This window comes from Pseudoalteromonas sp. SD03 (assembly GCF_040937955.1).
Classification (GTDB): domain Bacteria; phylum Pseudomonadota; class Gammaproteobacteria; order Enterobacterales; family Alteromonadaceae; genus Pseudoalteromonas; species Pseudoalteromonas tetraodonis.
Window position 1 is genome coordinate 1,730,315 of sequence record NZ_CP162514.1, and the last position, 26,673, is coordinate 1,756,987.

At 42.0% G+C, this 26,673-nt stretch carries 21 protein-coding genes; 8 read left to right on the forward strand and 13 right to left on the reverse strand.

The window, feature by feature from the left end; genetic code table 11:
* Positions 1-2 precede the first annotated feature (2 nt).
* Both ABZP26_RS07985 and ABZP26_RS07990 read left to right on the forward strand, forming a co-directional pair.
* Complete coding sequence (locus ABZP26_RS07985; RefSeq protein ID WP_016899937.1) at positions 3-1,898, forward strand: putative nucleotidyltransferase substrate binding domain-containing protein; 1,896 nt, start codon at positions 3-5, stop codon at positions 1,896-1,898.
* Between the two features lie 3 nt (positions 1,899-1,901).
* Complete coding sequence (locus ABZP26_RS07990) at positions 1,902-2,603, forward strand: 3'-5' exonuclease (RefSeq protein ID WP_013464886.1); 702 nt, start codon at positions 1,902-1,904, stop codon at positions 2,601-2,603.
* 78 nt (positions 2,604-2,681) lie between these two features.
* Here the strand turns inward: ABZP26_RS07990 and ABZP26_RS07995 are convergent, their stop codons facing one another.
* The 4 genes from ABZP26_RS07995 to pxpB all read right to left on the reverse strand — a co-directional run bounded on the left by ABZP26_RS07995 (position 2,682) and on the right by pxpB (position 8,616).
* Positions 2,682-4,262, reverse strand: a complete 1,581-nt coding sequence (locus ABZP26_RS07995; RefSeq protein ID WP_013464887.1) for a BCCT family transporter — start codon at positions 4,260-4,262, stop codon at positions 2,682-2,684.
* A gap of 799 nt (positions 4,263-5,061) precedes the next feature.
* A complete protein-coding gene (asnB, locus tag ABZP26_RS08000; RefSeq protein WP_368485596.1) occupies positions 5,062-6,726 on the reverse strand; it encodes an asparagine synthase B in 1,665 nt (554 codons plus the stop codon).
* Between the two features lie 295 nt (positions 6,727-7,021).
* On the reverse strand, positions 7,022-7,963 hold the full coding sequence (locus tag ABZP26_RS08005; RefSeq protein ID WP_128583572.1) for a biotin-dependent carboxyltransferase family protein: 942 nt from the start codon (positions 7,961-7,963) through the stop codon (positions 7,022-7,024).
* Positions 7,960-8,616, reverse strand: a complete 657-nt coding sequence (pxpB, locus tag ABZP26_RS08010; RefSeq protein WP_013464891.1) for a 5-oxoprolinase subunit PxpB — start codon at positions 8,614-8,616, stop codon at positions 7,960-7,962. Before pxpB ends, ABZP26_RS08005 begins: the two co-directional genes overlap by 4 nt.
* Positions 8,617-8,976: 360 nt before the next feature.
* Between pxpB and msrA the strand changes: the two genes are divergently transcribed.
* On the forward strand, positions 8,977-10,263 hold the full coding sequence (gene msrA / locus ABZP26_RS08015; RefSeq protein ID WP_128583571.1) for a peptide-methionine (S)-S-oxide reductase MsrA: 1,287 nt from the start codon (positions 8,977-8,979) through the stop codon (positions 10,261-10,263).
* Positions 10,264-10,905: 642 nt separating this feature from the next.
* Here msrA and ABZP26_RS08020 read toward each other — a convergent pair.
* The 9 genes from ABZP26_RS08020 to ABZP26_RS08060 all read right to left on the reverse strand — a co-directional run bounded on the left by ABZP26_RS08020 (position 10,906) and on the right by ABZP26_RS08060 (position 20,376).
* On the reverse strand, positions 10,906-11,784 hold the full coding sequence (locus ABZP26_RS08020) for a LysR family transcriptional regulator (protein ID WP_013464894.1): 879 nt from the start codon (positions 11,782-11,784) through the stop codon (positions 10,906-10,908).
* Positions 11,785-12,031: 247 nt separating this feature from the next.
* A complete protein-coding gene (locus ABZP26_RS08025; RefSeq protein WP_013464895.1) occupies positions 12,032-12,688 on the reverse strand; it encodes a 3-oxoacid CoA-transferase subunit B in 657 nt (218 codons plus the stop codon).
* Positions 12,689-12,703: 15 nt separating this feature from the next.
* Entirely contained in the window at positions 12,704-13,402 is a 699-nt protein-coding gene (locus tag ABZP26_RS08030; RefSeq protein WP_036956468.1) for a CoA transferase subunit A, read from the reverse strand.
* Between the two features lie 29 nt (positions 13,403-13,431).
* Positions 13,432-14,328 carry a hydroxymethylglutaryl-CoA lyase gene (locus ABZP26_RS08035; RefSeq protein ID WP_013464897.1) on the reverse strand — a complete coding sequence of 299 codons (897 nt, stop codon included), beginning with the start codon at positions 14,326-14,328 and terminating at the stop codon, positions 13,432-13,434.
* Entirely contained in the window at positions 14,328-16,319 is a 1,992-nt protein-coding gene (locus ABZP26_RS08040) for an acetyl/propionyl/methylcrotonyl-CoA carboxylase subunit alpha (protein WP_215522118.1), read from the reverse strand. Before ABZP26_RS08040 ends, ABZP26_RS08035 begins: the two co-directional genes overlap by 1 nt.
* Positions 16,320-16,327: 8 nt before the next feature.
* On the reverse strand, positions 16,328-17,098 hold the full coding sequence (locus ABZP26_RS08045) for an enoyl-CoA hydratase/isomerase family protein (RefSeq protein WP_016899945.1): 771 nt from the start codon (positions 17,096-17,098) through the stop codon (positions 16,328-16,330).
* 12 nt (positions 17,099-17,110) lie between these two features.
* A complete protein-coding gene (locus tag ABZP26_RS08050; protein ID WP_033103471.1) occupies positions 17,111-18,718 on the reverse strand; it encodes a carboxyl transferase domain-containing protein in 1,608 nt (535 codons plus the stop codon).
* A gap of 10 nt (positions 18,719-18,728) precedes the next feature.
* The gene (locus ABZP26_RS08055; RefSeq protein WP_013464901.1) at positions 18,729-19,904 is read right to left on the reverse strand and encodes an isovaleryl-CoA dehydrogenase; all 1,176 of its coding nucleotides are present in this window, start codon (positions 19,902-19,904) and stop codon (positions 18,729-18,731) included.
* 37 nt (positions 19,905-19,941) lie between these two features.
* Positions 19,942-20,376 (reverse strand): MerR family DNA-binding transcriptional regulator, encoded by a 435-nt coding sequence (locus ABZP26_RS08060; RefSeq protein ID WP_008114692.1) that lies wholly within the window; start codon positions 20,374-20,376, stop codon positions 19,942-19,944.
* A 330-nt stretch (positions 20,377-20,706) separates the two neighbouring features.
* On the opposite strand from ABZP26_RS08060, the gene ABZP26_RS08065 reads away from it, so the two are divergent.
* The 5 genes from ABZP26_RS08065 to ABZP26_RS08085 all read left to right on the forward strand — a co-directional run bounded on the left by ABZP26_RS08065 (position 20,707) and on the right by ABZP26_RS08085 (position 26,672).
* The gene (locus ABZP26_RS08065) at positions 20,707-21,888 is read left to right on the forward strand and encodes an acetyl-CoA C-acyltransferase (RefSeq protein ID WP_215522119.1); all 1,182 of its coding nucleotides are present in this window, start codon (positions 20,707-20,709) and stop codon (positions 21,886-21,888) included.
* Between the two features lie 70 nt (positions 21,889-21,958).
* Positions 21,959-23,449: a CoA-acylating methylmalonate-semialdehyde dehydrogenase gene (locus ABZP26_RS08070; RefSeq protein WP_368485597.1), complete on the forward strand. Its 1,491-nt coding sequence runs from the start codon at positions 21,959-21,961 to the stop codon at positions 23,447-23,449.
* A gap of 118 nt (positions 23,450-23,567) precedes the next feature.
* Positions 23,568-24,725, forward strand: coding sequence for an acyl-CoA dehydrogenase family protein (locus ABZP26_RS08075; RefSeq protein ID WP_368485598.1), 1,158 nt, complete (start codon positions 23,568-23,570; stop codon positions 24,723-24,725).
* Positions 24,726-24,735: 10 nt separating this feature from the next.
* Positions 24,736-25,515, forward strand: a complete 780-nt coding sequence (locus tag ABZP26_RS08080) for an enoyl-CoA hydratase (protein WP_013464905.1) — start codon at positions 24,736-24,738, stop codon at positions 25,513-25,515.
* Positions 25,515-26,672 carry an enoyl-CoA hydratase/isomerase family protein gene (locus tag ABZP26_RS08085; RefSeq protein WP_368485599.1) on the forward strand — a complete coding sequence of 386 codons (1,158 nt, stop codon included), beginning with the start codon at positions 25,515-25,517 and terminating at the stop codon, positions 26,670-26,672. The genes ABZP26_RS08080 and ABZP26_RS08085 overlap by 1 nt, the downstream gene beginning before the upstream one ends.
* The last annotated feature ends 1 nt before the right edge of the window (position 26,673 follow it).

A 26,673-nucleotide genomic window follows, 5' to 3' on the forward strand; every position in this document is an offset into this window, starting at 1 on the left:
CCATGCAGGCCGAGCAAGTTGAAATAGCCCAATTTTTAGTTGAACACCCCCCTTTTGATACGCTTGAGAGCGAGGCACTAAACGAACTAGCAATGCAAATTGAAGTTGCTTATTTTCGTGCGCAAACTGATATTTTACATTTAGGCCAAGATATTAGTGACTTATATATTATTCGTAGTGGCTCGGTTGAAATTTCACGTCGTAATGGCGAGCTCTATAATCGTTTAGCCACAGGCGGCATTTTTGGCCAAATGGGCCTATTGATGAACCGCAAAGTGCGCTTTCCGGCTCGAGCCCTAGAAGACACCTTAACCTATTGTATTAACGTTAATACCTTCAACGAATATTGTGATAAATACGAAACCTTTGCCGATTTTTTTGAAGTGGATGGTAACGTACGTTTGCACCAAGCCATTGTAGAGCAAGCCGACAGCAATGATTTAACCACCGCGAAAGTGAAGTCATTATTACACCGTGATGTGGTCACAGTAACAATGCAAACTGCTATTCAAGACGTCGCATTTTTAATGACGCAAGAATCGGTCTCTTCAGTGTTAGTTACCGACATAGAAAAACAAATAAGCGACGACCCAGAAGAAGACGACGGTCAAGTTGTTGGGATCATAACCGACAGAGATATTCGCACTAAGGTGGTTGCCCAAGGGTTAACATATGATACACCCGCCAAAGAAGTAATGACATCAAGCTTAGTACTACTTGATAGCAACGCCTATGTGTTTGAAGCCGTATTAGCCATGCTAAGAGATAACTTACATCATTTACCTGTGGTACATAAAAAACGGCCTATTGGGGTAATATCGCTGTCTGACATTTTACGTTATGAATCACAAAGTAGCTTACTGTTAGTACGCGGTATTTTAGCGCAGCAATCAGTTGATGACTTAGTTCATTACGCGCGCCAATTACCTAATGTATTTGTACGTATGGTTAATGAAGATGCAAATTCGCATATGATCGGAACCGCTATGGCGGTCATAGGGCGTACCTTTAAACAGCGTTTGTTAGCACTGGCCGAAGAAAAATTTGGCGAGCCGCCTATTCCTTATTGTTTTATAGCCTTAGGCTCAATGGCCCGCGACGAGCAGCTAATTGTGACTGATCAAGATAATGCTCTCATTTTGGATAATAGTTTTGATGAGGCACTGCACGATGAGTATTTTCAAAACCTATCAGATTTTGTATGTGATGGTTTAGCTAAATGTGGCTATACCTATTGTGACGGTGAAATTATGGCGTCGTTTAAAAAATGGCGTATGACCCGTACACAATGGAAAGAAAAATTTGCTAGTTGGATGGCCGAGCCGAAACCGCAAGCACTGCTTAATAGTTCGATATTTTTTGACTTAGATGGTGTATGGGGCAAGCTAAAATGGGCCGATGAGCTTAAAACGCTGGTGGCCAAAGAAAGCAAAGTAAACAAACGCTTTTTAGCGAACCTTGCTGCCAATGCGCGCAATAGAACGCCGCCACTAGGATTCTTTAACGGTTTTGTGCTTGAGCATAATGGCCAGCATAAGCGGTCAATGAACTTAAAACGCCGTGGTACGGCGCCGCTATCTGATGTGGTGCGCGTGCACGCCTTAGCGGTTGGCTCACGTAAACAAAACTCCTTTGAGCGCTTAGAAGATATTATAGAGGCAAATTTACTGCCTAAAGGTAAAGCACAAGATTTACGTGATGCGTTTGAGTATATTGCCACAGTACGTATTCGTCATCAGGCGTGGCAAATAGAGCAGGGTGAAGCCCCAGATAACGATCTAGACCCCCATTTACTTTCACCCTTTGAGCAAAGTAATTTAAAAGAAGCCTTTGCTATTTTAGAAAAAGCGCAAAGCTTTTTAAAATTTAGCTATTCTGCGCACCCGGGTGTGAAATAAGTTATGGCTAAATCACCGTTAGATTGGTCACAGCGCTACGAGCAGTTATTGCAAACTGCGCAAAACCCGTTACTTAAAGACTTTTATCAACAAGCGTTTACCAATCAGGCTGCTCCACTTAAAGATGTCCCTTTTGTGGCGCTCGACTTTGAAACAACCGGCCTTGATGCGAATAGCGATGATATTGTTAGTGTGGGGCTGGTGCCTTTTAATGTAAATCGTATTTATTGTAAAGAGAGCCGTCACTGGGTGGTGCAACCACGACGAGATTTAAGTGAAGAGTCAATAGTTATTCATGGAATTACTCATTCAGAAGTGGATGAAGCCCCTGATCTTAATCGAATTTTAGCGCCACTGCTTGATGCCCTTAAAGGCAAAGTGGTGGTGGTACATTATGCTGCAATAGAACGTCATTTTTTTTATAACGCGCTACTTATGCGTATAAAAGAGGGCATTGAGTTTGCACTAGTTGATACGATGGAAATAGAAAGGCGGGCGCTTAAAGCGCGGCAGGGGTTATTAGGCAGGCTGTTTAATTCAAAGCTAGGATCACTTAGGTTAAGTGATACACGGGAGCGTTATTCATTGCCACTGTATCAAAACCATAATGCGCTTACTGATGCACTAGCCACTGCCGAGCTGCTGCAAGCGCAGCTGAGTTACCACTATAGATCAGACACGCCAGTGAGTGAAATTTGGCTTTAGCTATTGAAGCATTACTGTTAAAAATAGAGCACAAAAAAAGCCGCAATTTGCGGCTTTTTTATTATGGAATGTGTTGTGTTATTTAACTGGGCGAGGCTCAGTTCGTAAACCTAAAATTAAGCTTACACACATCAATAACAATACAATGGTAAATGGCAGACCGGTTGATATAGCCCCCGCTTGCAGTGCTTCAATCGCTTGAGTGCCACCAATCCAAAGTAATGCAGCAGCGATAGCACCCTCAACAGACGCCCAAAAAATACGCTGTGGTACCGGCGCATCAATCTTACCACCTGCTGTGATTGAATCGATTACAAGTGACCCTGAATCAGAAGAAGTAATAAAGAATACCAGTACTAAAACAATAGCAATGAAAGATAAAACGTTCGCCATTGGCATTTCATCAAGCATTTGGAACATCGCCATAGGCACACTTGTTAAACCGTCAGTTCCTAGGGCACCAATTCCATTAACTACTTGGTCAATTGCGATGCCGCCATAAATAGACATCCATAAGATAGTGACTGCTGTAGGAATAAGTAGTACAGCGGTTAAAAACTCACGAATTGTACGACCACGTGAAACACGGGCAATAAACATACCTACAAACGGTGACCACGAAATCCACCAAGCCCAATAAAATACTGTCCATCCATGCATCCATGTTTCATCTTCACGACCATGTGGGTTACTTAACGGAATAATGTTTTCTACATAGCCCATTACCGTGTTTGGTATATTACCCATAGATACAGCAAAACCAACTAAACATACAAATACCAGTAGCACTAAAGCAATAAGCATATTGACGTTACTTAGTAGCTTAACGCCACCATCAATGCCTCGAATAACTGAGACAATGGCTAATAACGTCACCCCTGTAATAACCAGAATTTGTGAACCTACGCCACCTTCAAGGCCAAATACGTGGTTAATACCCGCTGAAGCTTGTTGAGCACCTAATCCTAAAGACGTTGCCAAACCAAATAAGGTCGCAAGCACAGCTAAAATATCGATTATATGCCCCGGCCAGCCCCATGCTTTATCACCTAAAATAGGGTAAAAAATTGAGCGTATAGAAAGCGGTAAGCCTTTATTGTATGTGAAAAACGCTAAAGAAAGCGCGACAACCGCATAAATGGCCCAAGGATGAAGACCCCAGTGGAACATAGTTGCGCCCATTGCAAGCTTTGCTGCTTCTGGGGTGTTGGCAGCCACATTAAGCGGTGTTTCATACCAGCCGGTGTAATAAGCCACCGGTTCAGCAACTCCCCAAAACATTAAGCCAATACCCATACCTGCTGCAAATAACATTGCCAGCCAAGAAATACGAGAGTGAGATGGTTTAGCATCGTCGCCGCCTAAACGGATATTGCCGTAAGGCGAAAAAATTAAAACTAAACAAAAAATAACAAAGAAGTTAGCAGCCCACATAAACAGGCCGTCAAAATTATTAATAATATCGGTTTTAATACCATCTAGCGTTGTTTTAGCAACTTCGGCATCAGATACTAATACGGCAATTAAAAACAGCGCTATTAACCCTGCACTTATTCCGAATACAGGGTTATGTATATCAAACCCCCATTTTTGCACGTTGTCTTGACCTACGGTGTAGTCCGTATTGTCAATACTGTACTTGTCATGATTCTCGCTCATGCAATACCTCATTGGTTAATGAAACAGGCTGGCTTAATGCCAGTTTTTTATAGTTCACTGTATTCGTCTTATTAGATTCTTTGCCAAAGCTAACAACACGAATAATTAGAAGACTAACTAATTTAATTGCCCATCATACCTTTACTGCTAGGGGAGTTAAATATTAAATACGAAAGAATTAACACTTTGCTAAAATTTTGAGCTGACTTTGTCTTTTTATTGTACATGTCTGGTCGCTAAGAAAATGAAAACTAACGCGTTAGCACTTTATTTTATAGTCGTAAATAGCAATGAATGCAAAAGCTAAGTTAATGAATATTCATATTAATAGGGCGTATAAACAGATAAATCACTTAATTTGATACGCTAAAAGCGTACTCTGATTTTTAAAACTAAGAGTAATTTGTTAAATGGGCTTTTTTATGACTTTTTAATTACATTTTTATAGCTTTAGATTTTTAGCCAAGGGGAGGTTAATAGAATCAGCAATGAAAATAGCGATGTTAAAGTAGTTTTTATAAAAAGGTGGCATACTTATTTTGCAGTTTAAACTAATTTGCTTTCTCATTTATTTTGAGTCTTAACAGCTTAACTCACGAAGAGGGTAAAGAGACGCTGCGCTTTTAGAGAAGTAACAAAGCCACATAATTAAACAAAAATGATGAGGCAGAATGGCTTTTACTTTCTCATTTTCTTCTCATTCACTTCTCTCAGTGCAATAAGCATTTTAAGAAAATTACGCACAAAGACACCAAAAAAAGCTGCAGCTTTAACACTGCAGCTTAGGATGGTTAAATTTTCATTTGTACGCTTCGTTATGAACGCCCGCGGCGCGCCCTGATGGGTCGGCATTATTTTGAAATGTTGCATCCCATGCGAGTGCTTCTGGGGTTGAACACGCAACTGATTTACCATGTGGTACACACTTAGCCGAGGCATCGCCTGGGAAGTGCGACTCAAAAATACTGCGGTAAAAATACGCTTCTTTAGAGTCTGGCGTGTTAATTGGGTATTTAAATTTGGCATTCGCCAATTCTTGATCCGTTACTTGCTCATTAACAAATTCTTTTAAGGTATCTATCCAGCTGTAGCCAACGCCATCAGAGAATTGCTCTTTTTGACGCCATAACACTTCATCTGGGAGGTAACCGTCAAAGCCTGCACGTAAAATGTGTTTTTCAATTTTGCCGTCTTTACACATTTTAGCTTCAGGGTTAATGCGCATTGCCACATCAACAAACTCTTTATCTAAAAATGGTACGCGTGCTTCAACACCCCAAGCCGCCATTGATTTATTGGCACGTAAACAGTCAAACATATGGAGCTTTGAAACTTTACGGTTCAGCTCTTCATGAAATTCTTGTGCATTAGGCGCTTTATGAAAATATAAATAACCGCCAAATAATTCATCTGCACCTTCACCTGAGAGCACCATTTTTATACCCATGGCTTTAATTTGACGGGCCATTAAGTACATTGGGGTTGATGCACGAATGGTGGTTACATCGTAAGTTTCAATGTGGTAAATCACTTCTTTAAGTGCATCAATACCTTGTTGAATAGTAAAGATAATAGGGTGGTGAATAGTCCCTATCATATCAGCTACTTTTTGCGCTGCGGCTAAATCGGGGGAGCCTTCTAAACCCACCGAAAAGGAATGCAGTTTAGGCCACCAAGCATCGCTTTCATCGTTATCTTCAATACGTTTTGCAGCAAAGCGCTGGGTAATAGCGGAAATAACCGATGAATCTAAGCCACCCGATAGCAATACGCCATAGGGTACGTCACACATAAGCTGGCGCTTAACCGCCGCTTCCAATGCATCTTTTACATCTTCTGCTTTGGCATCGTTGTTTTTAACAGCGTCGAAGCGTTGCCAATCACGTTTATAGTAAGGGGTTAATTTGCCGTCTTTGCTGTACAGGTAATGCCCCGGCGGAAACTCTTCAATGTGCTTACAAATAGGTGACAGCGCTTTGAGCTCTGACGCTACATAAAAGTTACCGTGCTCATCGTGACCTGTGTACAGTGGAATAATACCAATGTGATCGCGACCAATTAAGTACGCGTCTTGCTCTTCGTCATATAAACAAAAAGCAAAAATACCATTTAAGTCATCTAAAAATGCCGGCCCTTTTTGTTTATACAGGGCTAAAATCACTTCACAATCTGACTGGGTTTGAAAATCAAAGTCGACCTCTAAATTAGCGGCCAGCTCTTTGTGGTTATAAATTTCGCCATTAACCGCTAAAATATGGGTTTTTTCTGGGTTGTAAAGGGGTTGAGCACCGCTTGATACGCCAACAATGGCTAAGCGCTCATGCACTAAAATTGCTTTATCAGATGAATACACACCAGACCAATCAGGCCCACGATGACGTAACAGTTTAGACATTTCGATTGCCTGAGTGCGTAACTGGCTGGGATCCGATTTAATATCGAGTACACCAAAAATTGAACACATAATTTTTCCTCATTCCTATTAAGTGCCTACGATAGCGAGTTTGCTAAAGACTAACCTTGTTTTATCAGAAATAAATAACTAAGTCACACGGCTTTTTTAAATTAATAAGAATAATTTATGCACCAAACAAGTTACTGGTGCACCAACATGGTGAGGTTGATAGTGTGATAGCAACTGATTGTACAATTTTTAATTTAAAACAGGCAGGGATAAGCATTTAATGCTCATGAAAATTTATATTTGCACCAAGTGGGTGCAAATATAATCATTAAGAAAACAGCGTTATCGCATTATGTTAATTAGCCCAATAGCGATTTAAACTCAGTTTAAGCTGAGATAGATGCGCATCGAGTTTATTTTTTGCCGCGGTTGCTTGTTCAAGCGTTACAAATTCAAAAGTAATAGAATCGGCGGTTCTAAACTGAGCAAACTGATGTAAATCCGCCTCTATTACATGGCCTATCAATGGGTAGCCCCCCGTTGTTTGTGCATCATTTAATAGCACAATTGGGTTGCCATCGGGTGGGAGTTGCACGCTTCCCGGTGCTACCGCGAGTGAGTGCAGTGAGAGCGAGTGTTGCATTATTTGGCTATTATTATGATCTAAGCGTACTCCCATTCGATTACTATTCGGGTTAATAGTAAATGAGGTGGTACAGAAAGCGTTTATACACTCAGGTGTAAGTAGTTCATGATGTGGGCCTTGATGTAGCCGAATAACTTTTCGTTTAGGCGGTGTTAATGCACCTTTATTGCATAGCCAAGGCTGAGTATATGGGGTTATTTTTATAATATCGTCGCTTTGTAATGCTCGGCCATTAAAACCACCAATGGCTGCCCCTAAGTCGGTTGATTTAGAACCCATAACTTCAGGGCATTCAATTCCACCTTTTACGGCAATGTAAGCTCTGGAGCCACCGCGTCCTGTATCAAATTTAAGTGTTTGTTTTGCTTTTACCGGATAACTCCACCCGGGGTAAACGGCTTGAGCGTCAAGTTTAGCGTTTAAGTCGGCTCCATGCAGAGCAATGACGGTATCGCACTCAAATTGCAATTCACATAACCCAACGGTGAGTTCAAGTACGGCATCGTTATCGTGATTATTTACTAAGCGATTGGCAATAATGTGCGCATAGGCGTCTAAGCTACCCGAGCGGCTAACCCCTAAATGACGAAAACCCACACGGCCTAAATCTTGGATTGTAAGCTGTATACCGGGTTTGATTACTTTAATCATTGTTTACTCCTTTTAACAGGCACAAATTCAAGGGTGTCACCGGGTTTAAATAAACAAGGGTTTGAGGCGGTTGCATCAAATAAACAGGCATCAGTATGAGCAATAATATGCCAGCCACCAGGTGAGTTTTCAGGATAAATGCCTGTTTGGTCTGCCCCAATCGCAATCGCGCCTTTAGGAACACTGACTCGTGGGTTATCACGCCTTGGGGTAAACAGTTGAGAATTGAGCCCATGTAAATAAGGAAAACCGGGCACAAAACCTAAAAACAACACATGGTAAATTTCTTTACTGTGTAAATTAATTACCTCATCTATTGTTAGCTTGTGATAATTAGCCACATAGTTTAAATCCTCACCTTGGTAATAGGTGTCTATTTTATGATGCTGACTTTCAAAGGCGTAATCATCAACCTCATCCCATAGTTTTGTTAAGGTGTTTTGCCATTGATGTAAATTACTGGCTGATTTTAAATACAAGGTTAATGAGTTCATCCCGGGGACTAAATCTATAAACTCATTGGTGTTTTTACAATACTGTGACAGCGCCCAGAGTTTTTTTTGCGTCGCAAGTATGTGTTGTTCGCTGTAGTGAGAAACATCAAAAAGCAGACTAGAATTTGTTAATATTTTTATACTTGGCAAAGTGCTCATACAGATAACTTATTAATATTGTTTGTATTTAAGCTATCACAGTCGTTGTGCTATTACGATATTAATAGACAAACTCGGATCGATTAAATTCCCGTCTTCGTAAAGTTTTATTGCGTGTGAAATTTATTCTTGAGTTTACAGGTCTGCTTTAGGGTCTGTTGACCTTTGCGGATTAAAATCGCTCCTAGGCAGAACCCGAAGGGCAGCGCCTGTTTGGCATTGATGCTCCGTTATCGCCTATTTATGGGGAATAACCACACCACATAGGCTCTGCCTTGCCTAAACACCAAACAAACTGCTGCAAATTTAACCTTGAAAGGTCAACAGACCCTAGAGTAACTAAAACTAAGAGGTCATCGTATGTTTAAGCGGGTAATACTATCGGCGTTTGCCATTGTGGGCTTACTAAGTGCAATGAGTGCTATATCGTCAGATGAAATAATCAAACCAACTGATTTAGATGCAACCATGCATGTTGAAAAAATAGTGCTGGGTTCGGGCTGTTTTTGGGGTGCAGAAAAACGCTACGAAGCACTTAATGGTGTGTTAGACGCTGAATCGGGTTACGCCGATGGCCGGGGGTTTAAGCCAACCTATAGAAATATCACTAAGTTATCCCGTCGCTTTGATGAAGATAATTACGCCGAAGTGGTGCAGGTTACCTTTAATAGTAATATTATTTCAGCAAGAGAGTTGTTGCAAAATTACTATGAGAGCCACGATCCAACGCAAAAGAATCGTCAAGGTAATGATGTAGGCACGCAATATCGCTCTATTATTTTAACCACTACCGATCAGCAAGCGAGCATCGCAAAAGCGGTCACGAGTGAGTATCAGCAATTATTAAGTAAAGCCGATTATGGAAAAATAGTGACGCAAATAAAGCCACTTGAGCGCTTTTATTCGGCTGAAGAGTATCATCAAAATTACCTTGAAAAAAATCCAAACGGCTATTGCCCTGATCATTCAACCGGTGTTGTATTTACTCAAAGTGATAAACCGAAGGTAGATAATACTGCATTATTAAATGGCAAACAGATTGTTATTTTAGACTCGCAAAGTTATTGCCCTTACTGCGAAAAGTTTAAAGCGGCCGTTGCCAATGATTATAAAGGCACAATTCCAATGACTTTCCGCCATGCTGATCAGCTTGATGGGTTAACGATTAAATCGGCGACATGGGCTACACCTACCATATTATTTTTAGAAAATGGGGTTGAGGTCTATTCTCGCCAAGGCTACATGAACCCAGAGCAATTTTATGAAGCATTAGGTGCGTTTAAGCTTGGCAACAGTGAAGCTTATAAGGTGGCTTTTAATGCTAAAACCGACAGCCCTTACTGCAAAGAATATGATATTTTTAAAAACACGCCCGATGGCATCTTTATTGATAAACTAAGCGGTGAGCCATTATTTGATACCCGCGATAGATTTAACTCAGGCACCGGTTGGCTTTCATTTACCCACCCAATAAAAGACAGTGTAACCCAACATGAAGATAATAGCTGGGGAATGCAGCGCATTGAGCTTAAGTCTAAAAGTACCGGTATTCACTTAGGGCATTTATTTCCGGGTGAGGGGCCTAGAGGGCAAGATAGATATTGTATTAATGCGACTGTTTTAGAATTTGTAGCCAGAAAACAGTAAATTTTAAGCAAAAAAAAGCAGCGATGATTAAGTAGATACTTAACGGTCGCTGCATTTCAATTGACAACATCTTCACACACAATAAAGATTCGGGGGTTTGTATTAGTACAAAACTAACTCTGGCTTATTGTTGTTGATGAGAATGAAAATAAAAACAACCCAAGCTCAGTCACCACCGGACTTGAGTTGTTTTTTACACTGACAACATCTTCACACACAATAAAGATTCTTAAGTTTATTGGCGGGTGCAAGGGTAAAAATAAAAACAACTCAAGCTAAGTCACCACCGAACTTGAGCTGTTTTTTACACTGACAACATCTTCACACACAATAAAGATTCTTTTTTACTAGCTCGTTGTTACAAACTAATGAAATCTGATTTTGGTAACACGTTTTATATTTTTTAGCGTGTTGCCGTTTGGTTGAGTTAACTTTAGAGCTTTTACTCAATTTCGACAAGCGATAAAAACAAAACTAATAAGTGAAAAAAACTAACTTATGGGGTTTTAGATTTTTCCAATATGTAAAGTACTGATAAATAGACGCTTTTGATTTTTTCCGGTAGGGGGATTTTAAAAATAAAAGTTGCACACTTTAAAATTAGCTAATAAGCGCTCAACAAGAAGCGCTTAATTGAATGTGCTATTTAGTTTGCCTAAAGGTGTTAATCACCCATTTCGCAAACAAATCGAGAGGGTGATTAGCGGTACTTGAGCCATGCTGAACTAAATAATATTTGTCTTTTGTTGTTAGTGGTTGCTCAAACAGTTTGTAAAGCCATTGCTCATCCAGCCAGCTTTGGCTTATTGGTAAAGGAATAAGCGCGATGCCCATACCTTGCTGTGCAGCGCGTGCAACGCCAAACATACTGTCTATTTGAATAATTTGTGCAGGGGAAAAGTCATCAATACCGACTTTTTCAGCCCATTGATGCCATGCCCAAGGCCGTGCTTTATGAACAATAAGCGGCACTTGATTGAGTGCCTGGCAGTGATCGTTTTGCCACTGATCGAGCAGCTTTTTATTACACGCTGGAATATATTCTAAATTAAATAACTCAGTAGCCAGCCCATCAAGCGGTTTACTTGAAGATAAAATGATTGATAAATCACTTTGGCGAGTCAGCTCTTTGCGCGTTTTAAGGGTGTCCATGTGTAAATTAATATTAGGATGCTCACTCGTCCACTCACTGAGTTTTGGCATTAGCAATTCACTGGCAAAAAACTCGGGCAGGGTAATGGTTAAATTTACATTTTGTTGTAACTGACTAAATTCGGTAATGGTGCTTTCCAGCATATTTATAATGGGGTAAATCGCTTCAAAAAAGTTTTTTCCAGCTGGCGTTAAGCTTATGGAACGGGTTTGCCTTTGAAATAAATCAATGCCCAGCTGCTCTTCTAGCTGCTTTATTTGATGGCTGACCGCCGATGGCGTTAAATACAGCTCTTTGGCGGCATGTTTAAAACTTAAGCTTTTTGCGGCAAAACAAAAAGAGCGAAGGCCGCGAATAGGTGTTTGCATGGTATCCAATATAAAGTTATTTCAATCACCTTATTACAGGCAATTATTAAACCAAAAATAAAAGTTAACTATATCAGTTATTTAATTTTTTTATTAGGGCGAATTCACCTAAGGGGTGCGTTAAATTCTCACTATAGTGCAAAAACTAAAATAAAGGCAAAAAAAATCCCTCTTGCGAGGGATTTTGGGTAACTCAGCGCCATTGGCACTGGGAATGAGGTCGGTACAGGGTGAAATTGTGAGTAGTTTAAAACACCATCTCAGGAATATCACCGTCAACAAGCAATTTACCTGCCGTTTTACTAATAATTTCATCAACTGATACGCCTGGTGCGCGTTCTAGCAAATGAAATGCGCCGTCTTTAACTTCTAATACGGCTAAATCGGTTACTATTTTTTTAACACAGTTAACGCCCGTCAGCGGTAACGTACAGCTTTCTAATAATTTAGAATCGCCGTGTTTACTGGCATGGGTCATAGTAACAATAATGTTTTTTGCACCAGCAACTAAATCCATTGCTCCGCCCATGCCTTTTATTAATTTTTTAGGGATCATCCATGAGGCTATAGACCCGTTTTGGTCTACCTCAAATGCGCCCAGAACCGTTAAGTCTACATGACCACCCCGTATCATGGCAAAACTATCTGCACTATTAAATATAGCTGCACCGGTAGCTGCCGTCACGGTTTCTTTACCCGCGTTGATCATATCTGCATCTACAGTGTCTTTGGTTGGGTATTCACCCATACCTAATAGGCCATTTTCGGACTGTAGCATAACTTCTATGCCATCGGGTACATAGTTTGCGACGAGTGTCGGAATACCTATGCCTAAATTAACATAGTAGCCATCTTGTAGCTCTTGAGCGACGCGCATTGCGACTTGTTCACGTGATAATGCCATTTTAAGTGCTCCTGCTTAATCTCGTGTGGTAACACGTTCAATGCGTTTTTCAAAGTTGCCCTTGATCACGCGATTTACAAAAATGCCAGGGGTATGAATTTGACTTGGCTCTAGCTCACCGGGTTCAACAATCTCTTCCACTTCGGCAACGGTAATTTTACCTGCGGTTGCGGCCATTGGGTTAAAGTTCATTGCGGTATGGCGAAATACTAAATTACCGTAACGGTCTGCTTTCCATGCTTTTACAATGGCAAATTTACCCGTGATTGACTCTTCTAAAATATAAGGGCGACCATTAAATTCTTTTACTTCTTTACCCTCAGCTACTGGCGTACCGTAACCCGTGGCGGTATAAAAAGCAGGAATACCGGCACCACCAGCACGCATTTTTTCTGCTAGAGTCCCTTGCGGTGTTAGCTCTACATCAATTTCGCCATTCAGTAGTTGTTGCTCAAAAAGAGCATTTTCGCCCACATAAGAGGCAACCACTTTTTTAATTTGTTTGTCTTGTAATAAAAGTCCTAAACCAAAGTCATCAACGCCGCAATTGTTCGATACGACCGTTAACTCTTTGGTTTGCATTTTTTTAATTTGGGCTATTAATCCCTCGGGAATACCGCATAAACCAAAACCACCAGCGATGATAGTATCGCCGTCTTTTAAACCTTCCATTGCAGCTTCGTAACTCGAAACTACTTTATCAAAACCGGCCATGAGTGACTCCTCATTCTATGCTATTGCAATTATTGTGTGTGTAATGCCACTGAAACTTTACTAACAGGCTGTTTATTAAGCGCATTAGTAATTTGCCAACCTGCTTGTGCAAGCCTTTTTAAATCAATTCCATGTTCAATGCCAAGCCCTTGCAGTAAGTAAACAACATCTTCGGTGGCAACATTTCCTGACGCACCCTTAGCGTAAGGGCAGCCACCAAGGCCAGCAACGGCAGCGTCAACCGTTGAAATACCTAGGCTTAAGGCAGCGTAAATATTTGTGAGCGCCTGTCCATAGGTATCATGAAAATGTACTGCAAGCTTACTTTTATCAATATGCTTGAGCAGCAATGTAAGCAGCTCAGTCACTTTACCTGCGGTGCCGACACCAATAGTATCGCCAAGGCTCACTTCATAGCAGCCAAGTGCTAATAACTTTTGTGCCACGTTTAAAACAACCTGAGGGTCAACGTCTCCCTCATAAGGGCAGCCTAAAACACAGCTTACATAGCCTCGAACGCGTATATTATTCGCTTTAGCAAAAGTCATTACCTCGCTAAAACGATCAATACTTTGCGCTATTGAACAATTTATATTTTTTTGACAAAACGCTTCGCTGGCCGCCGTAAATATAGCAAATTCTTTAATACCAACAGCATGCGCAGCTTGTGCGCCTTTTAAATTTGGCGTTAAGGCACTTAAATTAATCTCTGGAAGATCAAGGGCACTGATCACTTCGCTTGAGTCTGCCATTTGTGGCACCCATTTTGGGGATACGAACGCACCAGCTTCTATGTCTTTTAATCCCGCGGCGGCGAGGGCATTAATAAGTGTTACTTTATCTTCAGTGCTGACGGTTTTTTCATTTTGTAAACCATCACGTGCACCCACTTCAACAATACGAACTTTGTTTGCAAAGGCACTCATTAAGCACCTTCCTGTACAGTCGTATCTTCAACAATGGCTAACAGTGCGCCGTGTGAAACTAGTTCACCTTCACCAAAGCAGTAACTCTGTAATATGCCGTCATGCGGTGCATTAAGTGTATATTCCATTTTCATGGCTTCAATAATAACAACGGCATCACCTTTGGTGATAGTGCTACCTAATTCAATTAAATGTTTTACTACCGTGCCATTGAGTGGCGCAGCGAGCGGCAGCGCGTCATTTTCGTGTGAACTAATATAATGTTTATCAACACATTCAAACTTAGTTTGCAGTGCTTTATTCATTACAGTAATTTCATTATCAGTTATGTTGACATGCGCACTGTGCTTTTCACCGTTAATAAATACGCAGCACTCACCATAATTTAACGTCCCTTGAACACTGTATACGCCCGTACTGTGTGTCACATTGTAACCCTGCGCAGTTTTGATAGCGCTTAGCGGTAAATCTACAAATGGGATTTTAATTGCCTGCGGTGCATTTAAAGTAAACCCACTCAGTTGTTGCCAAGGGCTGGCACTATTGTTTTGTGCTTGGCGCGTGTTTAACGACTCTAAATAGGCAAAAGCGGCAATAAGCTGGCTTGATAGCAATAATGACTCATCAACTGCAGCGAGTGAATCACCTTGCTCAGCAATAAAGTGTGTACTTGGCGCGCCTTGTTTAAAACTTGCGTGGCAAGCTAAGTTATGTAAAAAGCCAATATTTGTACTAAAGCCTGCTAAATGAAATTGCTCAAGCGCCTGTTGCAAACGAGAAAGCGCTTGTTCGCGATTATCATCATGAACAATTAACTTTGCAATCATTGGGTCGTAGTAGGGGCTTATTTCATCACCTTGGGCAATCCCGGTATCTATGCGAACAAATTCACTATTAACGGGGACATGTAGCGCTTCAATGGTGCCTGAGCACGGAATAAAGTCATTTGCAGGGTCTTCGGCGTAAATACGCGCTTCAAAGCTATGGCCTTGCAGTTGAATATCAGATTGCTTTAACGGCAGTGTTTGCCCGCCCGCTATATTAATTTGCCAGTTCACTAAATCAACGCCGGTTACCATTTCGGTCACTGGGTGCTCTACTTGCAGGCGAGTGTTCATTTCCATAAAGAAAAATTCATTACCGCAAAGTAAAAACTCAACAGTACCCGCACCACGGTAATTAATGGCTAATGCACAGCGAACAGCCGCTTCGCCCATTTCTTTACGCAGCGCGTCAGATAAACCTGGAGCAGGGGCTTCTTCAATCACCTTTTGGTGTCGGCGTTGCAACGAACAGTCACGATCACCCAAATAAACACAGTTACCGTGATTATCTGCAAATACTTGTACTTCAACATGGCGAGGTTGATTAACGTAGCGCTCTAATAGCACTAAATCGTTACCAAAACCGGCAATGGCTTCACGTTGAGCGCCTTCAAGTGCAGCTATAAAGTCTTTCGGCTTTTCTACCACTCGCATCCCTTTACCGCCACCGCCAAAGGCCGCTTTGATAAGAACAGGGTAACCAATTTTTTCAGCCTCAGATTGCAAAAAAACAGGGTCTTGTTTATCACCATAGTAACCAGGTACTAAAGGAACGTTTGCCGCGGCCATTATTTCTTTAGCACGGGTTTTTGAACCCATTGCTTCAATACTCGTTGCTGGTGGGCCAATAAAAGCAATGTTATTTGCTTCACAGGCTTTAGCAAATTCACTGTTTTCTGATAAAAAGCCGTAGCCTGGATGAATGCAATCAGCGCCACTGGTTTTAGCAACCTGCAAAATTTTATCTGCGACTAGGTATGAATCTTTACTTGGGGCGGCACCAATATGGTAGGCTTCGTCGGCCATTTTTGCATGTTGCGCGTTTTTATCTGCATCTGAATACACCGCAACCGTGGTTAAGCCCATTTGCTTTGCGGTGCGCATAATACGACAGGCAATTTCGCCACGGTTAGCAATCAGAATTTTTTGTAATTGTACTGTGTTCATAATGCGTCCTAGAGTTGCCATTGGGGAGGGCGTTTATCAAAAAAGGCGCTCAGTCCTTCTTGGCCTTCAGTTGATACACGAATTTTAGCTATACGCTCTGCAGTCAGTGCAATTAGCTCCTCGTTTATCTCTTTATTGGCAACATCGTTAATAAGTGCTTTTGCGGCTTTAACGGCAATAGGGCCGTTATCAATCAAGGTTTGCAGCAAATTATCGAGGGCTGTTTCTAAGTTCCCAGTAATTTGATGCACTAAACCCAGTTGCTTTGCTGTGTGGGCATCAAACACTTCTGCAGTTAAAAAATATCTGCGTGCAGCACGCTCACCAATGGCCTTAATCACATAAGGGCTGATCACGGCAGGTATTAGCCCAAGTTTAACTTCACTTAAACAAAATTGTGCATCGTCTTTACTAAGCGCAATATCACAGCAGGCAATTAAGCCTAATGCCCCACCAAAGGCGGCACCTTGTACCGCACAAATTGTAGGATGCGGGCTCTGTGCTAATACTTGCATAAGTTTAGCCAGTTGCATTGAATCAGCTAGGTTATCGTTATAGTTATTATCTGCCATCGATTTCATCCAGGCTAAGTCGGCACCGGCTGAAAAATGTTTACCTTCGGTTTTGAGTACTAAGGCACGAATATCGAGCGTATTAGCATGTTCAATACATTGAATAAGCTCATGGATAACGTCGCTATTAAACGCATTACGTTTTTCTGGGCGGCTTAAAACGAGTACAGCCACATTAGATTTTGTTATTTGTAGTGTTACTGACATTGTGCGCTCCGGTTACATTCTAAATACGCCAAACTTAGACTCACGCTGTGGTGCATTTTTAGCTGCAGTTAATGCAAGCCCCAACACATTACGTGTATCGACAGGGTCTATAATGCCATCGTCCCATAAGCGGGCACTGGCATAATAAGGATGACCTTGTTGTTCGTATTGACTAATAATTGGCTTTTTAAAATCGCTAACTTCTTGCTCGCTCATGCTTTCGCCTTTACGGGCTAATCCATCTTGTTTAACTTGTGCCATAACACCGGCAGCTTGCTCACCACCCATGACTGAAATACGGGCATTTGGCCACATCCACATCATGGTCGGTTCAAATGCACGGCCACACATACCATAATTGCCGGCGCCATAAGAGCCGCCAATAAGCACGGTGAATTTTGGAACATCAGCACACGACACCGCCATCACCATTTTAGCGCCATGTTTAGCAATGCCTTCGGCTTCGTATTTTTTACCGACCATAAAGCCAGTAATGTTTTGTAAAAATACCAATGGAATATTGCGCTGGGCACACAGCTGAATAAAGTGCGCGCCTTTTTGCGCTGACTCACTAAATAAAATACCGTTGTTAGCCACTATGCCCACAGGGTTGCCATAAATGCTGGCAAAGCCTGTCACCAGTGTTTCGCCAAAGTAACGTTTAAATTCATCAAAAGACGAGTCATCTACAGTGCGGGCTATTACTTCACGCACATCAAATGGCTTTTTAAGATCAGTACCAACAATGCCGTAAAGCTCGTTAATATCGTATCGTGGAGCTTTTACGTCAGCTAATAATGGGGCGGTAGGGCGTGTGTAATTAATTCGCTCTATACATTGGCGTGCAATTGATAATGCATGCGCATCATTTTCTGCGTAATGATCGGCCACACCCGATGTTTTACAATGAACATCGGCGCCGCCAAGCTCTTCTGCGGTGACTTCTTCACCGGTTGCCGCTTTTACCAGTGGTGGGCCTGCTAAAAATATAGTGCCTTGCTCTTTTACAATAATACTTTCATCGGCCATAGCGGGCACATAAGCACCGCCTGCGGTACATAAGCCCATAACCACTGCAATTTGAGGAATGCCTTTACCCGACATACGTGCTTGATTGTAAAAAATACGCCCAAAGTGCAGTTTGTCTGGAAATACATCGTCTTGCTCTGGCAGGTTGGCACCGCCAGAATCAACTAAGTAAATACACGGTAAGTGGCAACGCTCAGCAATATCTTGTGCGCGTAAATGCTTTTTAACAGTAAGCGGGAAATAGGTGCCACCTTTAACTGTCGCGTCGTTTGCAATCACCATACATTCAACGCCTTTCACGCGACCAATACCTGCAACCACACCGGCACAAGGTATCTCTTGTTCATACACACCAAATGCAGCAAATTGCGATATTTCTAAAAAGGGTGAGCCTTCATCTAATAAAGTACTGATACGGTCACGAACAAACAGCTTTCCTCTGCTTTCATGGCGCTCTTTAAGTGCAGCGCCACCACCTAAGCTAATATTGGCAACTTTATCGCGTAAATCATCCACCAGCGCCGACATATTTTTGTGGTTTTGCACAAAACTAGGATCGTGGGGATTAACGCTCGATTTTAAAATCGTCATAAATTAATCCTTAACGGCTTTCAGTAAATAATTCACGGCCAATCAACATGCGGCGTATTTCTGAAGTGCCTGCGCCAATTTCGTATAATTTCGCATCACGCAGTAAGCGACCTGTTGCGTATTCGTTTATGTAGCCATTGCCGCCTAAAATTTGGATTGCATCAAGGGCCATTTTAGTTGCAAGCTCTGCAGCGTATAAAATTGCGCCAGCTGCGTCTTTACGGGTGGTTTCGCCGCGATCACAAGCTTTTGCTACTGTGTACACATAAGAGCGGGCTGCATTCATTTGTGTATACATATCGGCAATTTTGCCTTGAATTAACTGAAATTGACCAATCGGGCTGTCAAACTGCTTACGCTCATGAATGTAAGGCACCACAATGTCCATACATGCTTGCATAATTCCTAACGGGCCTGCAGCTAAAACAACTCGCTCGTAATCAAGGCCGCTCATAAGTACCTTAACGCCTTCGTTTAAGTTACCTAAAATGTTTTCTTCGGGTACTTCGCAGTTATCAAAGACCAGTTCACAGGTGTTTGATCCGCGCATACCGAGTTTGTCGAGTTTTTGTGCGGTAGAAAACCCTGGGAATGTTTTCTCAACAATAAAGGCGGTAATACCTTTCGCACCGGCATTTAAATCTGTTTTTGCGTAAATAACCAGAGTATCAGCGTCAGGGCCATTGGTGATCCACATTTTATTGCCGTTTAAAATGTACTTATCGCCTTTTTTCTCGGCTTTAAGTTTCATTGATACAACATCAGAGCCTGCGTTAGGCTCACTCATGGCCAAGGCACCAATGTGTTCACCGCTAATAAGTTTAGGTAAATATTTTTCTTTTTGTGCTTGTGAGCCATTACGGTTTATTTGATTAACACACAGGTTTGAATGCGCACCATAGCTTAAGCCAATAGAGGCACTTGCACGGCTAATTTCTTCCATGGCAATAACGTGCTCTAAATAACCTAAACCCGCACCACCAAATTCTTCATCAACGGTCATGCCTAAAACGCCCATTTCACCCATTTGCGGCCAAAGTTGATTGGGAAACGCATTATCAAGATCTGTTTTTTCAGCTAGTGGGGCAATTTCTTGACTTGCGAAGCTATTAACATGACTGCGGATCATGTCCGCTGTTTCGCCAAGACCAAAATTCATTTCTTTATATAGTGAAATAGTGCTCATGATTCATTCCTGTGTGTTTGATGACGTTTATAATGTTTTATTCATCTATTTTGCTAAGCGTGTCGCGACAACGACGTTCTGCGGTAACCAACTCCATTAGTACAACTTTAATGTCGTCCATTTGTTGAGATAGGTCGGCCTTTTTTTCGCTAATGAGGTCAAGCATAGTAACTAACTGTTTAGCGCTTGATTTGTCTGCATCATAAAGTTCAAACAAACGACCGGTTTCAGCCAAAGTAAACCCTAAACGTTTACCACGTAGTATTAACTTTAGGCGCACTTTATCGCGCTTTGAGTAAATACGAGTTTGGCCATTGCGCTCTGGCGATATAAGCCCTTGGTCTTCGTAAAAGCGAATAGAGCGCGTGGTAATATCAAATTCTTTCGCTAATTCGCTGATACTAAAAGTTTGTTCGTTTTTAGCCGGCTCATTGGCTGAATTTGCAAAGTTTGTTTGATTATCTGATTTCATTGTAATGTTTACCTCATTCGAATATCACCAATATAAGTGAAGTTTACGTAAAGGTAAAGTGCGATCTGGTTGTTATACTTTAGACGTACAAAATAAATGCGGATTTACAGTAGAAGTTGAGTGTTTATAAACGTTATAAGCCATTTATGGAGGTTGTAATACATTTTCAGCAAGCTTACTTTACAGTTTTTACACTAATTAGAAAGTTGATTTTAGATTTACGTTGGCGTAAACGTAAATTTTATGTATGCTCGTATTTATCAGATTAGTTTAAACATTAAGCTAAACATAATAAAACATGTTTGCGGTAATTGAAAATGGAGCCTTTTTATGTCTTTTGAAAGCGTTGTAATTGTAGCAGCAAAACGCACCCCAATGGGTGGATTTATGGGCGCACTAAGTGATGCGCAGTCTACCGAACTAGGTGCTACAGCTATTGCAGGTGCACTTGCTCAAACGGGTTTAAGCAATGATGCAATTGATGAAGTGATTATGGGCTGTGTATTGCCTGCAGGCTTAGGGCAAGCACCTGCACGTCAGGCTATGCTTAAAGCGGGGCTTGCACTTAGCACCGGTGCTACCACTATTAATAAAGTATGTGGCTCGGGTTTAAAAGCAGCGATGTTAGCGAATGATTTAATTAAGGCGGGTTCTATTGAATCAGCAATCGCTGGTGGTATGGAAAGCATGACCAATGCGCCTTATTTTATTCCTAAAGCACGTGGCGGCATGCGTATGGGCCATGGTGAAATAAAAGATCATATGATGAGCGATGGCCTTGAAGATGCTTATGACAATAAAGCAATGGGTTGTTTTGCTCAAGACACGGCTGATGAATACGGTATTGGCCGTGAGCAAATGGACGCGTTTGCACTGGGTTCGTTAAGTAAAGCAAACGCAGCCATAGAAAATGGTAGCTTTGACAACGAAATCGCCCCTCATACTATTAAAACCCGTAAAGGCGATGTAACAGTTTCAATTGATGAACAACCTGGTAATGCCCGCCCTGAAAAAATCCCAAGTTTACGTGCAGCATTTAAAAAAGACGGCACCATTACTGCGGCAAACTCATCATCAATTTCAGATGGTGGCGCAGCACTGATTTTAATGAGCGAATCAAAAGCAAAAGCAGAGGGTTTAACGCCACTGTGCAAAATTGTTGCTCACAGCACGCATTCTCAAAAACCCAGTGAATTTACCGTAGCGCCTGTTGGTGCAATGAACAGTGTGCTTGAAAAAGCAGGGTGGACAACCGCAGATGTTGACCTATGGGAAATTAACGAAGCGTTTGCCATGGTTACCATGCTAGCTATTAACGAGTTAAAGCTTGATGAGAACAAAGTTAATGTTAACGGTGGAGCCTGTGCATTGGGTCATCCTATTGGTGCCAGCGGTGCGCGTATTTTAGTAACACTTATCCATGCACTTAAAAACCGGGGTCTTAAAAAGGGCGTAGCCTCTTTATGTATTGGTGGCGGTGAAGCCGTTGCCATGGCCGTAGAAGCACTTTAACTAATAATAAAGCCGCAGCAACTATAACAAAAACGCTGCGGTACCCAATTTAATCAATAGGATTTTAATCATGCACCAAGTACCCTTACTCATTAACGGCGAATTTATTCAATCAACTTCAAATGAATTAATTGATGTTGTAAATCCTGCTAATCAAGAAGTGTTAGCGCAAGTACCTTGTGCTACAGACGCTGAAATGGACGCGGCTATTGCCTCTGCAAGCGAAACGTTTAAAACGTGGAAAGACGTTCCTATTACAGAACGTGCGCGCATTATGATGAAATACGCGGCGCTGTTAAAAGAAAACCATGATGAATTAGCCACTATTATTTGTCATGAGCTAGGTAAAACATTTGAAGATGCCAAAGGCGATGTGTGGCGTGGTATTGAAGTAGTTGAGCAAGCTGCTAATGCACCATCATTAATGATGGGCGAGACGATGGAAAACGTAGCGCGTAAAATCGATACCTATTCATACATGCAACCACTGGGTGTATGTGCAGGTATTACGCCATTTAACTTTCCGGCCATGATCCCTCTTTGGATGTTCCCACTGGCAATTGTGTGCGGTAACACCTTTATTTTAAAGCCCTCTGAGCAAGACCCACTTACGCCAATGCGTTTAGCTGAGCTATTTATTGAAGCCGGTGCGCCAAAGGGTGTTTTACAAGTTGTGCATGGTACTAAACCACAAGTTGACCGTTTATTAGAAGACAAAGCGGTTCGTGCTATTTCGTTTGTTGGCTCGTGTGGTGTGGGTGCATACATTTATTCTAAAGGCACACAACACCTAAAACGTGTGCAAGCCTGTGTGGGCGCAAAAAACCACATGGTGATTATGCCTGATGCAAGCAAGTCTCACGTAGTTAATAACTTAGTAGGCGCATCAGTTGGTGCGGCAGGCCAGCGTTGTATGGGTATTTCAGTGGCGGTATTTGTTGGCCAAGCAAAAGACTGGGTTGATGAAATTAAAGCTGGCTTTGAAGGTGTACGCCCAGGTGTTTGGGATGATGCAGACGCTGCATATGGCCCGCAAACATCACCAGCTGCAAAAGCGCGTATTTTATCATTGATTGCCGATGGTAAAGCACAAGGCGCAACCAGTTTAATTGATGGCTCTGATTTTACTGTTGAAGGGTTTGAGCAAGGTAACTGGGTAGGCCCAACGTTATTTACTGATGTAACCAAAGAGATGAATCTTTACAAAGAAGAGATTTTTGGCCCAGTACTGGCGTGTATGTTTGTAGATACGCTTGAAGAAGCCATCGCCCTTATTAACGAAAGCCCTTACGGTAACGGTACTTCATTATTTACATCAAGTGGTGCAGCTGCACGTAAGTTCCAACACGAAATTGAAGTAGGTCAAGTGGGTATTAATGTGCCTATTCCTGTGCCTTTACCATTTTTCTCGTTCACGGGTTGGAAAGGCTCATTTTATGGCGATACGCATACATACGGTAAACAAGGTATTCGTTTTTACACAGAAACCAAAACCATTACTTCTCGTTGGTTTGAGGATGACATTGCCTCAGGTCCAAACATGAGTATTAATCTTAAATAATATTGCACTGAATAATTAATAAAAAAGAGGGGCACAACACACAGTGTTGTCGCTCCTCACTAATTACTCCCGTTATGGGATGCACCGACAACAAACAAAACACAACAAGAGGTCTACCATGGACTTTAACTTATCTGAAGATCAACAAGCCTTTGCGCAAACCGCTCGCCAATTCGCAGAGTCTGAACTAGCACCACACGCTGCCAAGTGGGACCGCGAACATATTTTTCCTAAAGACACAATTAAAGCCGCTGGTGAGCTAGGTTTTTGTGGTTTATACACCCCAGAAGAAGCCGGTGGCTTAGGTTTATCTCGCTTAGATTCAAGCATTATTTTTGAACAGCTGGCGATGGGCTGTACCGCAACAACGGCCATGTTAACTATTCATAATATGGCAACCTGGATGATAGCCAGTTTTGCGACCGATACCGTAAAAGAGCAATATGTTGAACAATTAGTAATGGGTGAGTTGTTAGCCTCTTACTGTTTAACTGAGCCAGGCTCTGGCTCTGATGCTGCGTCATTAAAAACTAAAGCAGTTCGCGATGGCGATGAGTATGTTATTAACGGCTCAAAAATGTTTATTTCTGGCGCCGGTGAAACAGAAATTTTAGTTGTAATGGCACGTACAGGGGCTGATGGCCCAAGTGGCATTTCAGCGTTTGTTGTACCAGCAGATGCACAAGGCGTTGAATACGGTAAAGCAGAAGAAAAAATGGGGTGGAATGCACAGCCCACACGTTTAATTAGCTTTGAAGATGTGCGTATTCCAGCCGCAAACTTATTAGGCCAAGAAGGTGAAGGCTTTAAATTTGCAATGCAAGGTTTAGACGGCGGCCGTATTAATATTGCCACTTGCTCTATTGGTACAGCACAAGCGGCACTTAATACCGCACGTGAGTATTTAAAAGAGCGTACCCAATTTGGTAAGCCATTGGCTGCGTTTCAAGCGCTACAATTTAAAATTGCTGATATGAATACCGAGCTTGTAGCAGCACGCCAAATGGTGCGCTTAGCGGCGTTTAAACTCGATACTAACGACAGTGAAAAAACCACTTATTGTGCTATGGCTAAACGCTTTGCAACCGATGTAGGTTTTACTGTTTGTAATGACGCGCTGCAAATTCACGGTGGCTACGGTTACATAAAAGAATACCCGCTTGAGCGCCATGTTAGAGATGTACGTGTTCATCAAATTCTTGAGGGCACTAACGAAATTATGCGTGTGATTATTGCGCGTCGTATTTTAGCCGAATCAGCCAGCGAAGTTTTATAAGGAGATTAGTATGTCAAATCCTAGCATTGAATTAACTATTGAAGGTCATGTAGCTATTTTAACCATGTCGAATCCGCCAGCGAATACCTGGACGAAAGACACCTTAGTGGCGCTTAAAGACACGGTTAACCAATTAAATACCAATAAAAATATTTATGCGTTAGTACTGACTGGTGAAGGCGAGAAGTTTTTTAGCGCCGGTGCCGACCTCAATGTATTTGCCAGTGGCGATAAAGGTGTAGCTGCAGATATGTCACGTGTATTTGGTGAAGCGTTTGAAGCGCTAACTAATTTTAGAGGTGTGTCGGTTGCAGCCATTAATGGCTATGCAATGGGTGGCGGCCTTGAAGTAGCGCTTGCTTGTGATATTCGTATTGCAGAAGAGCAAGCACAAATGGCGTTACCTGAAGCAAAAGTGGGTTTATTACCGTGTGCTGGTGGAACGCAAAACTTAGCATGGCTCGTAGGTGAAGGCTGGGCAAAACGCATGATTTTATGCGGTGAGCGCTTAAAAGCCGATAAAGCCCTGCAAATTGGTTTAGTAGAAGAAGTGGTTGCACAAGGTGAAAGTTTTGCCGCAGCATTAAAACTGGCAAACCAAGTAGCAGAGCAAAGTCCATCGTCGGTTGCTGCATGTAAAACCTTGATTCAAAAAGGGCGTCATCAACCAATGGCGAATACATTGCCACTGGAGCGTGAACTGTTTGTTGGTTTATTTGATACCGAAGATCAGCAAGAGGGCGTGAACGCCTTTTTAGAAAAACGTAAAGCTATTTGGGTGAATGGCTAATGACAGAACTTACTCGTTTAAATTCAGCTGATGCTGCCGTGGTATTTGAAACGGCAACCACAGACAATGGCCGACTCATTGGTTTTGCAACCTTAAATGCGCCTAAATCGTTAAATGCCCTTAATTTTGAAATGATCAGCTTACTCGAGCCGCAACTACAGCAATGGGACAAAGACGATAACATTGCATTAGTGGTTCTTAAAGGCGCTGGTGAAAAAGCATTTTGTGCCGGTGGCGATGTAGTGAGCTTACACAAAGCAATGAGTGAGGGAAAACCGAGCTCACTGGTTGAAGAATTTTTTACTCAAGAGTATCAGCTCGATTACCTAATTCACTGTTACAACAAACCCATTTTAGTGTGGGGTAACGGGATTGTAATGGGCGGCGGTTTAGGTTTAATGGCCGGTGCCAGTCATCGCGTAGTGACTGAAACATCACGCATTGCCATGCCAGAGCAAACTATTGGGCTTTACCCTGATGTAGGCGGCAGTTATTTTTTACATAAAATGCCCGCCCATGTTGGTTTGTTTTTAGGGCTGACCTCGGCATCTATAAATTGTGAAGACGCTAAGCTTGTATCGCTTGCCGATCACTTTGTAAATGCCGACAAGTACCCAGAGCTTGTTGAAGCATTACTCAATACTAAATGGGGTAAAACAGCAAGTTTAAATCACGACAAGCTAAGTACCTTGCTTATTGAGTTAGATAACAACTCTAGCCGTATGCCAAAAGGCAATTTAAAAGCAAACTTAAGCTTGATTCAAAAGCTTGGCGAGTTTGACACGTTACAGCAGCAGGTAGATTACATTTTAAATCTAAACACTGATGATAAATGGCTACAACGCGCACAAAAATCGTTGGCGCATGGTTGCCCATTAAGTTGTGCCTTAGTAAGTGAGCAGCTCAAACATAGCAAAGGTAAAAACTTAGCTGAGTGTTTTAAAATGGAATTGGGCATGTCGGTTCGTGCCGGTGAAGTGGGCGAGTTTCAAGAAGGTGTACGTGCCTTACTAATCGATAAAGATGGTGCGCCACAGTGGCAGTTTAAATCGTTAGCTGATGTACCAAAAGAAGTAGTAGAGAGCTTTTTTGCAAACCGCTTTGGCGAGCAACATCCGCTAGAGCCGTACTTTTCACAACTAAATTTACAAGGGTAAA

What these genes read in the sequence shown, in the direction of transcription:
- ABZP26_RS07985 (WP_016899937.1), top strand. Translation starts at nt 3, where the DNA reads ATGCAGGCCGAGCAAGTTGAAATAGCCCAATTTTTAGTTGAACACCCC.
- ABZP26_RS07990 (WP_013464886.1), top strand. Translation starts at nt 1,902, where the DNA reads ATGGCTAAATCACCGTTAGATTGGTCACAGCGCTACGAGCAGTTATTG.
- ABZP26_RS07995 (WP_013464887.1), bottom strand. Translation starts at nt 4,262, where the DNA reads ATGAGCGAGAATCATGACAAGTACAGTATTGACAATACGGACTACACC.
- asnB (WP_368485596.1), bottom strand. Translation starts at nt 6,726, where the DNA reads ATGTGTTCAATTTTTGGTGTACTCGATATTAAATCGGATCCCAGCCAG.
- ABZP26_RS08005 (WP_128583572.1), bottom strand. Translation starts at nt 7,963, where the DNA reads ATGATTAAAGTAATCAAACCCGGTATACAGCTTACAATCCAAGATTTA.
- pxpB (WP_013464891.1), bottom strand. Translation starts at nt 8,616, where the DNA reads ATGAGCACTTTGCCAAGTATAAAAATATTAACAAATTCTAGTCTGCTT.
- msrA (WP_128583571.1), top strand. Translation starts at nt 8,977, where the DNA reads ATGTTTAAGCGGGTAATACTATCGGCGTTTGCCATTGTGGGCTTACTA.
- ABZP26_RS08020 (WP_013464894.1), bottom strand. Translation starts at nt 11,784, where the DNA reads ATGCAAACACCTATTCGCGGCCTTCGCTCTTTTTGTTTTGCCGCAAAA.
- ABZP26_RS08025 (WP_013464895.1), bottom strand. Translation starts at nt 12,688, where the DNA reads ATGGCATTATCACGTGAACAAGTCGCAATGCGCGTCGCTCAAGAGCTA.
- ABZP26_RS08030 (WP_036956468.1), bottom strand. Translation starts at nt 13,402, where the DNA reads ATGGCCGGTTTTGATAAAGTAGTTTCGAGTTACGAAGCTGCAATGGAA.
- ABZP26_RS08035 (WP_013464897.1), bottom strand. Translation starts at nt 14,328, where the DNA reads ATGAGTGCCTTTGCAAACAAAGTTCGTATTGTTGAAGTGGGTGCACGT.
- ABZP26_RS08040 (WP_215522118.1), bottom strand. Translation starts at nt 16,319, where the DNA reads ATGAACACAGTACAATTACAAAAAATTCTGATTGCTAACCGTGGCGAA.
- ABZP26_RS08045 (WP_016899945.1), bottom strand. Translation starts at nt 17,098, where the DNA reads ATGTCAGTAACACTACAAATAACAAAATCTAATGTGGCTGTACTCGTT.
- ABZP26_RS08050 (WP_033103471.1), bottom strand. Translation starts at nt 18,718, where the DNA reads ATGACGATTTTAAAATCGAGCGTTAATCCCCACGATCCTAGTTTTGTG.
- ABZP26_RS08055 (WP_013464901.1), bottom strand. Translation starts at nt 19,904, where the DNA reads ATGAGCACTATTTCACTATATAAAGAAATGAATTTTGGTCTTGGCGAA.
- ABZP26_RS08060 (WP_008114692.1), bottom strand. Translation starts at nt 20,376, where the DNA reads ATGAAATCAGATAATCAAACAAACTTTGCAAATTCAGCCAATGAGCCG.
- ABZP26_RS08065 (WP_215522119.1), top strand. Translation starts at nt 20,707, where the DNA reads ATGTCTTTTGAAAGCGTTGTAATTGTAGCAGCAAAACGCACCCCAATG.
- ABZP26_RS08070 (WP_368485597.1), top strand. Translation starts at nt 21,959, where the DNA reads ATGCACCAAGTACCCTTACTCATTAACGGCGAATTTATTCAATCAACT.
- ABZP26_RS08075 (WP_368485598.1), top strand. Translation starts at nt 23,568, where the DNA reads ATGGACTTTAACTTATCTGAAGATCAACAAGCCTTTGCGCAAACCGCT.
- ABZP26_RS08080 (WP_013464905.1), top strand. Translation starts at nt 24,736, where the DNA reads ATGTCAAATCCTAGCATTGAATTAACTATTGAAGGTCATGTAGCTATT.
- ABZP26_RS08085 (WP_368485599.1), top strand. Translation starts at nt 25,515, where the DNA reads ATGACAGAACTTACTCGTTTAAATTCAGCTGATGCTGCCGTGGTATTT.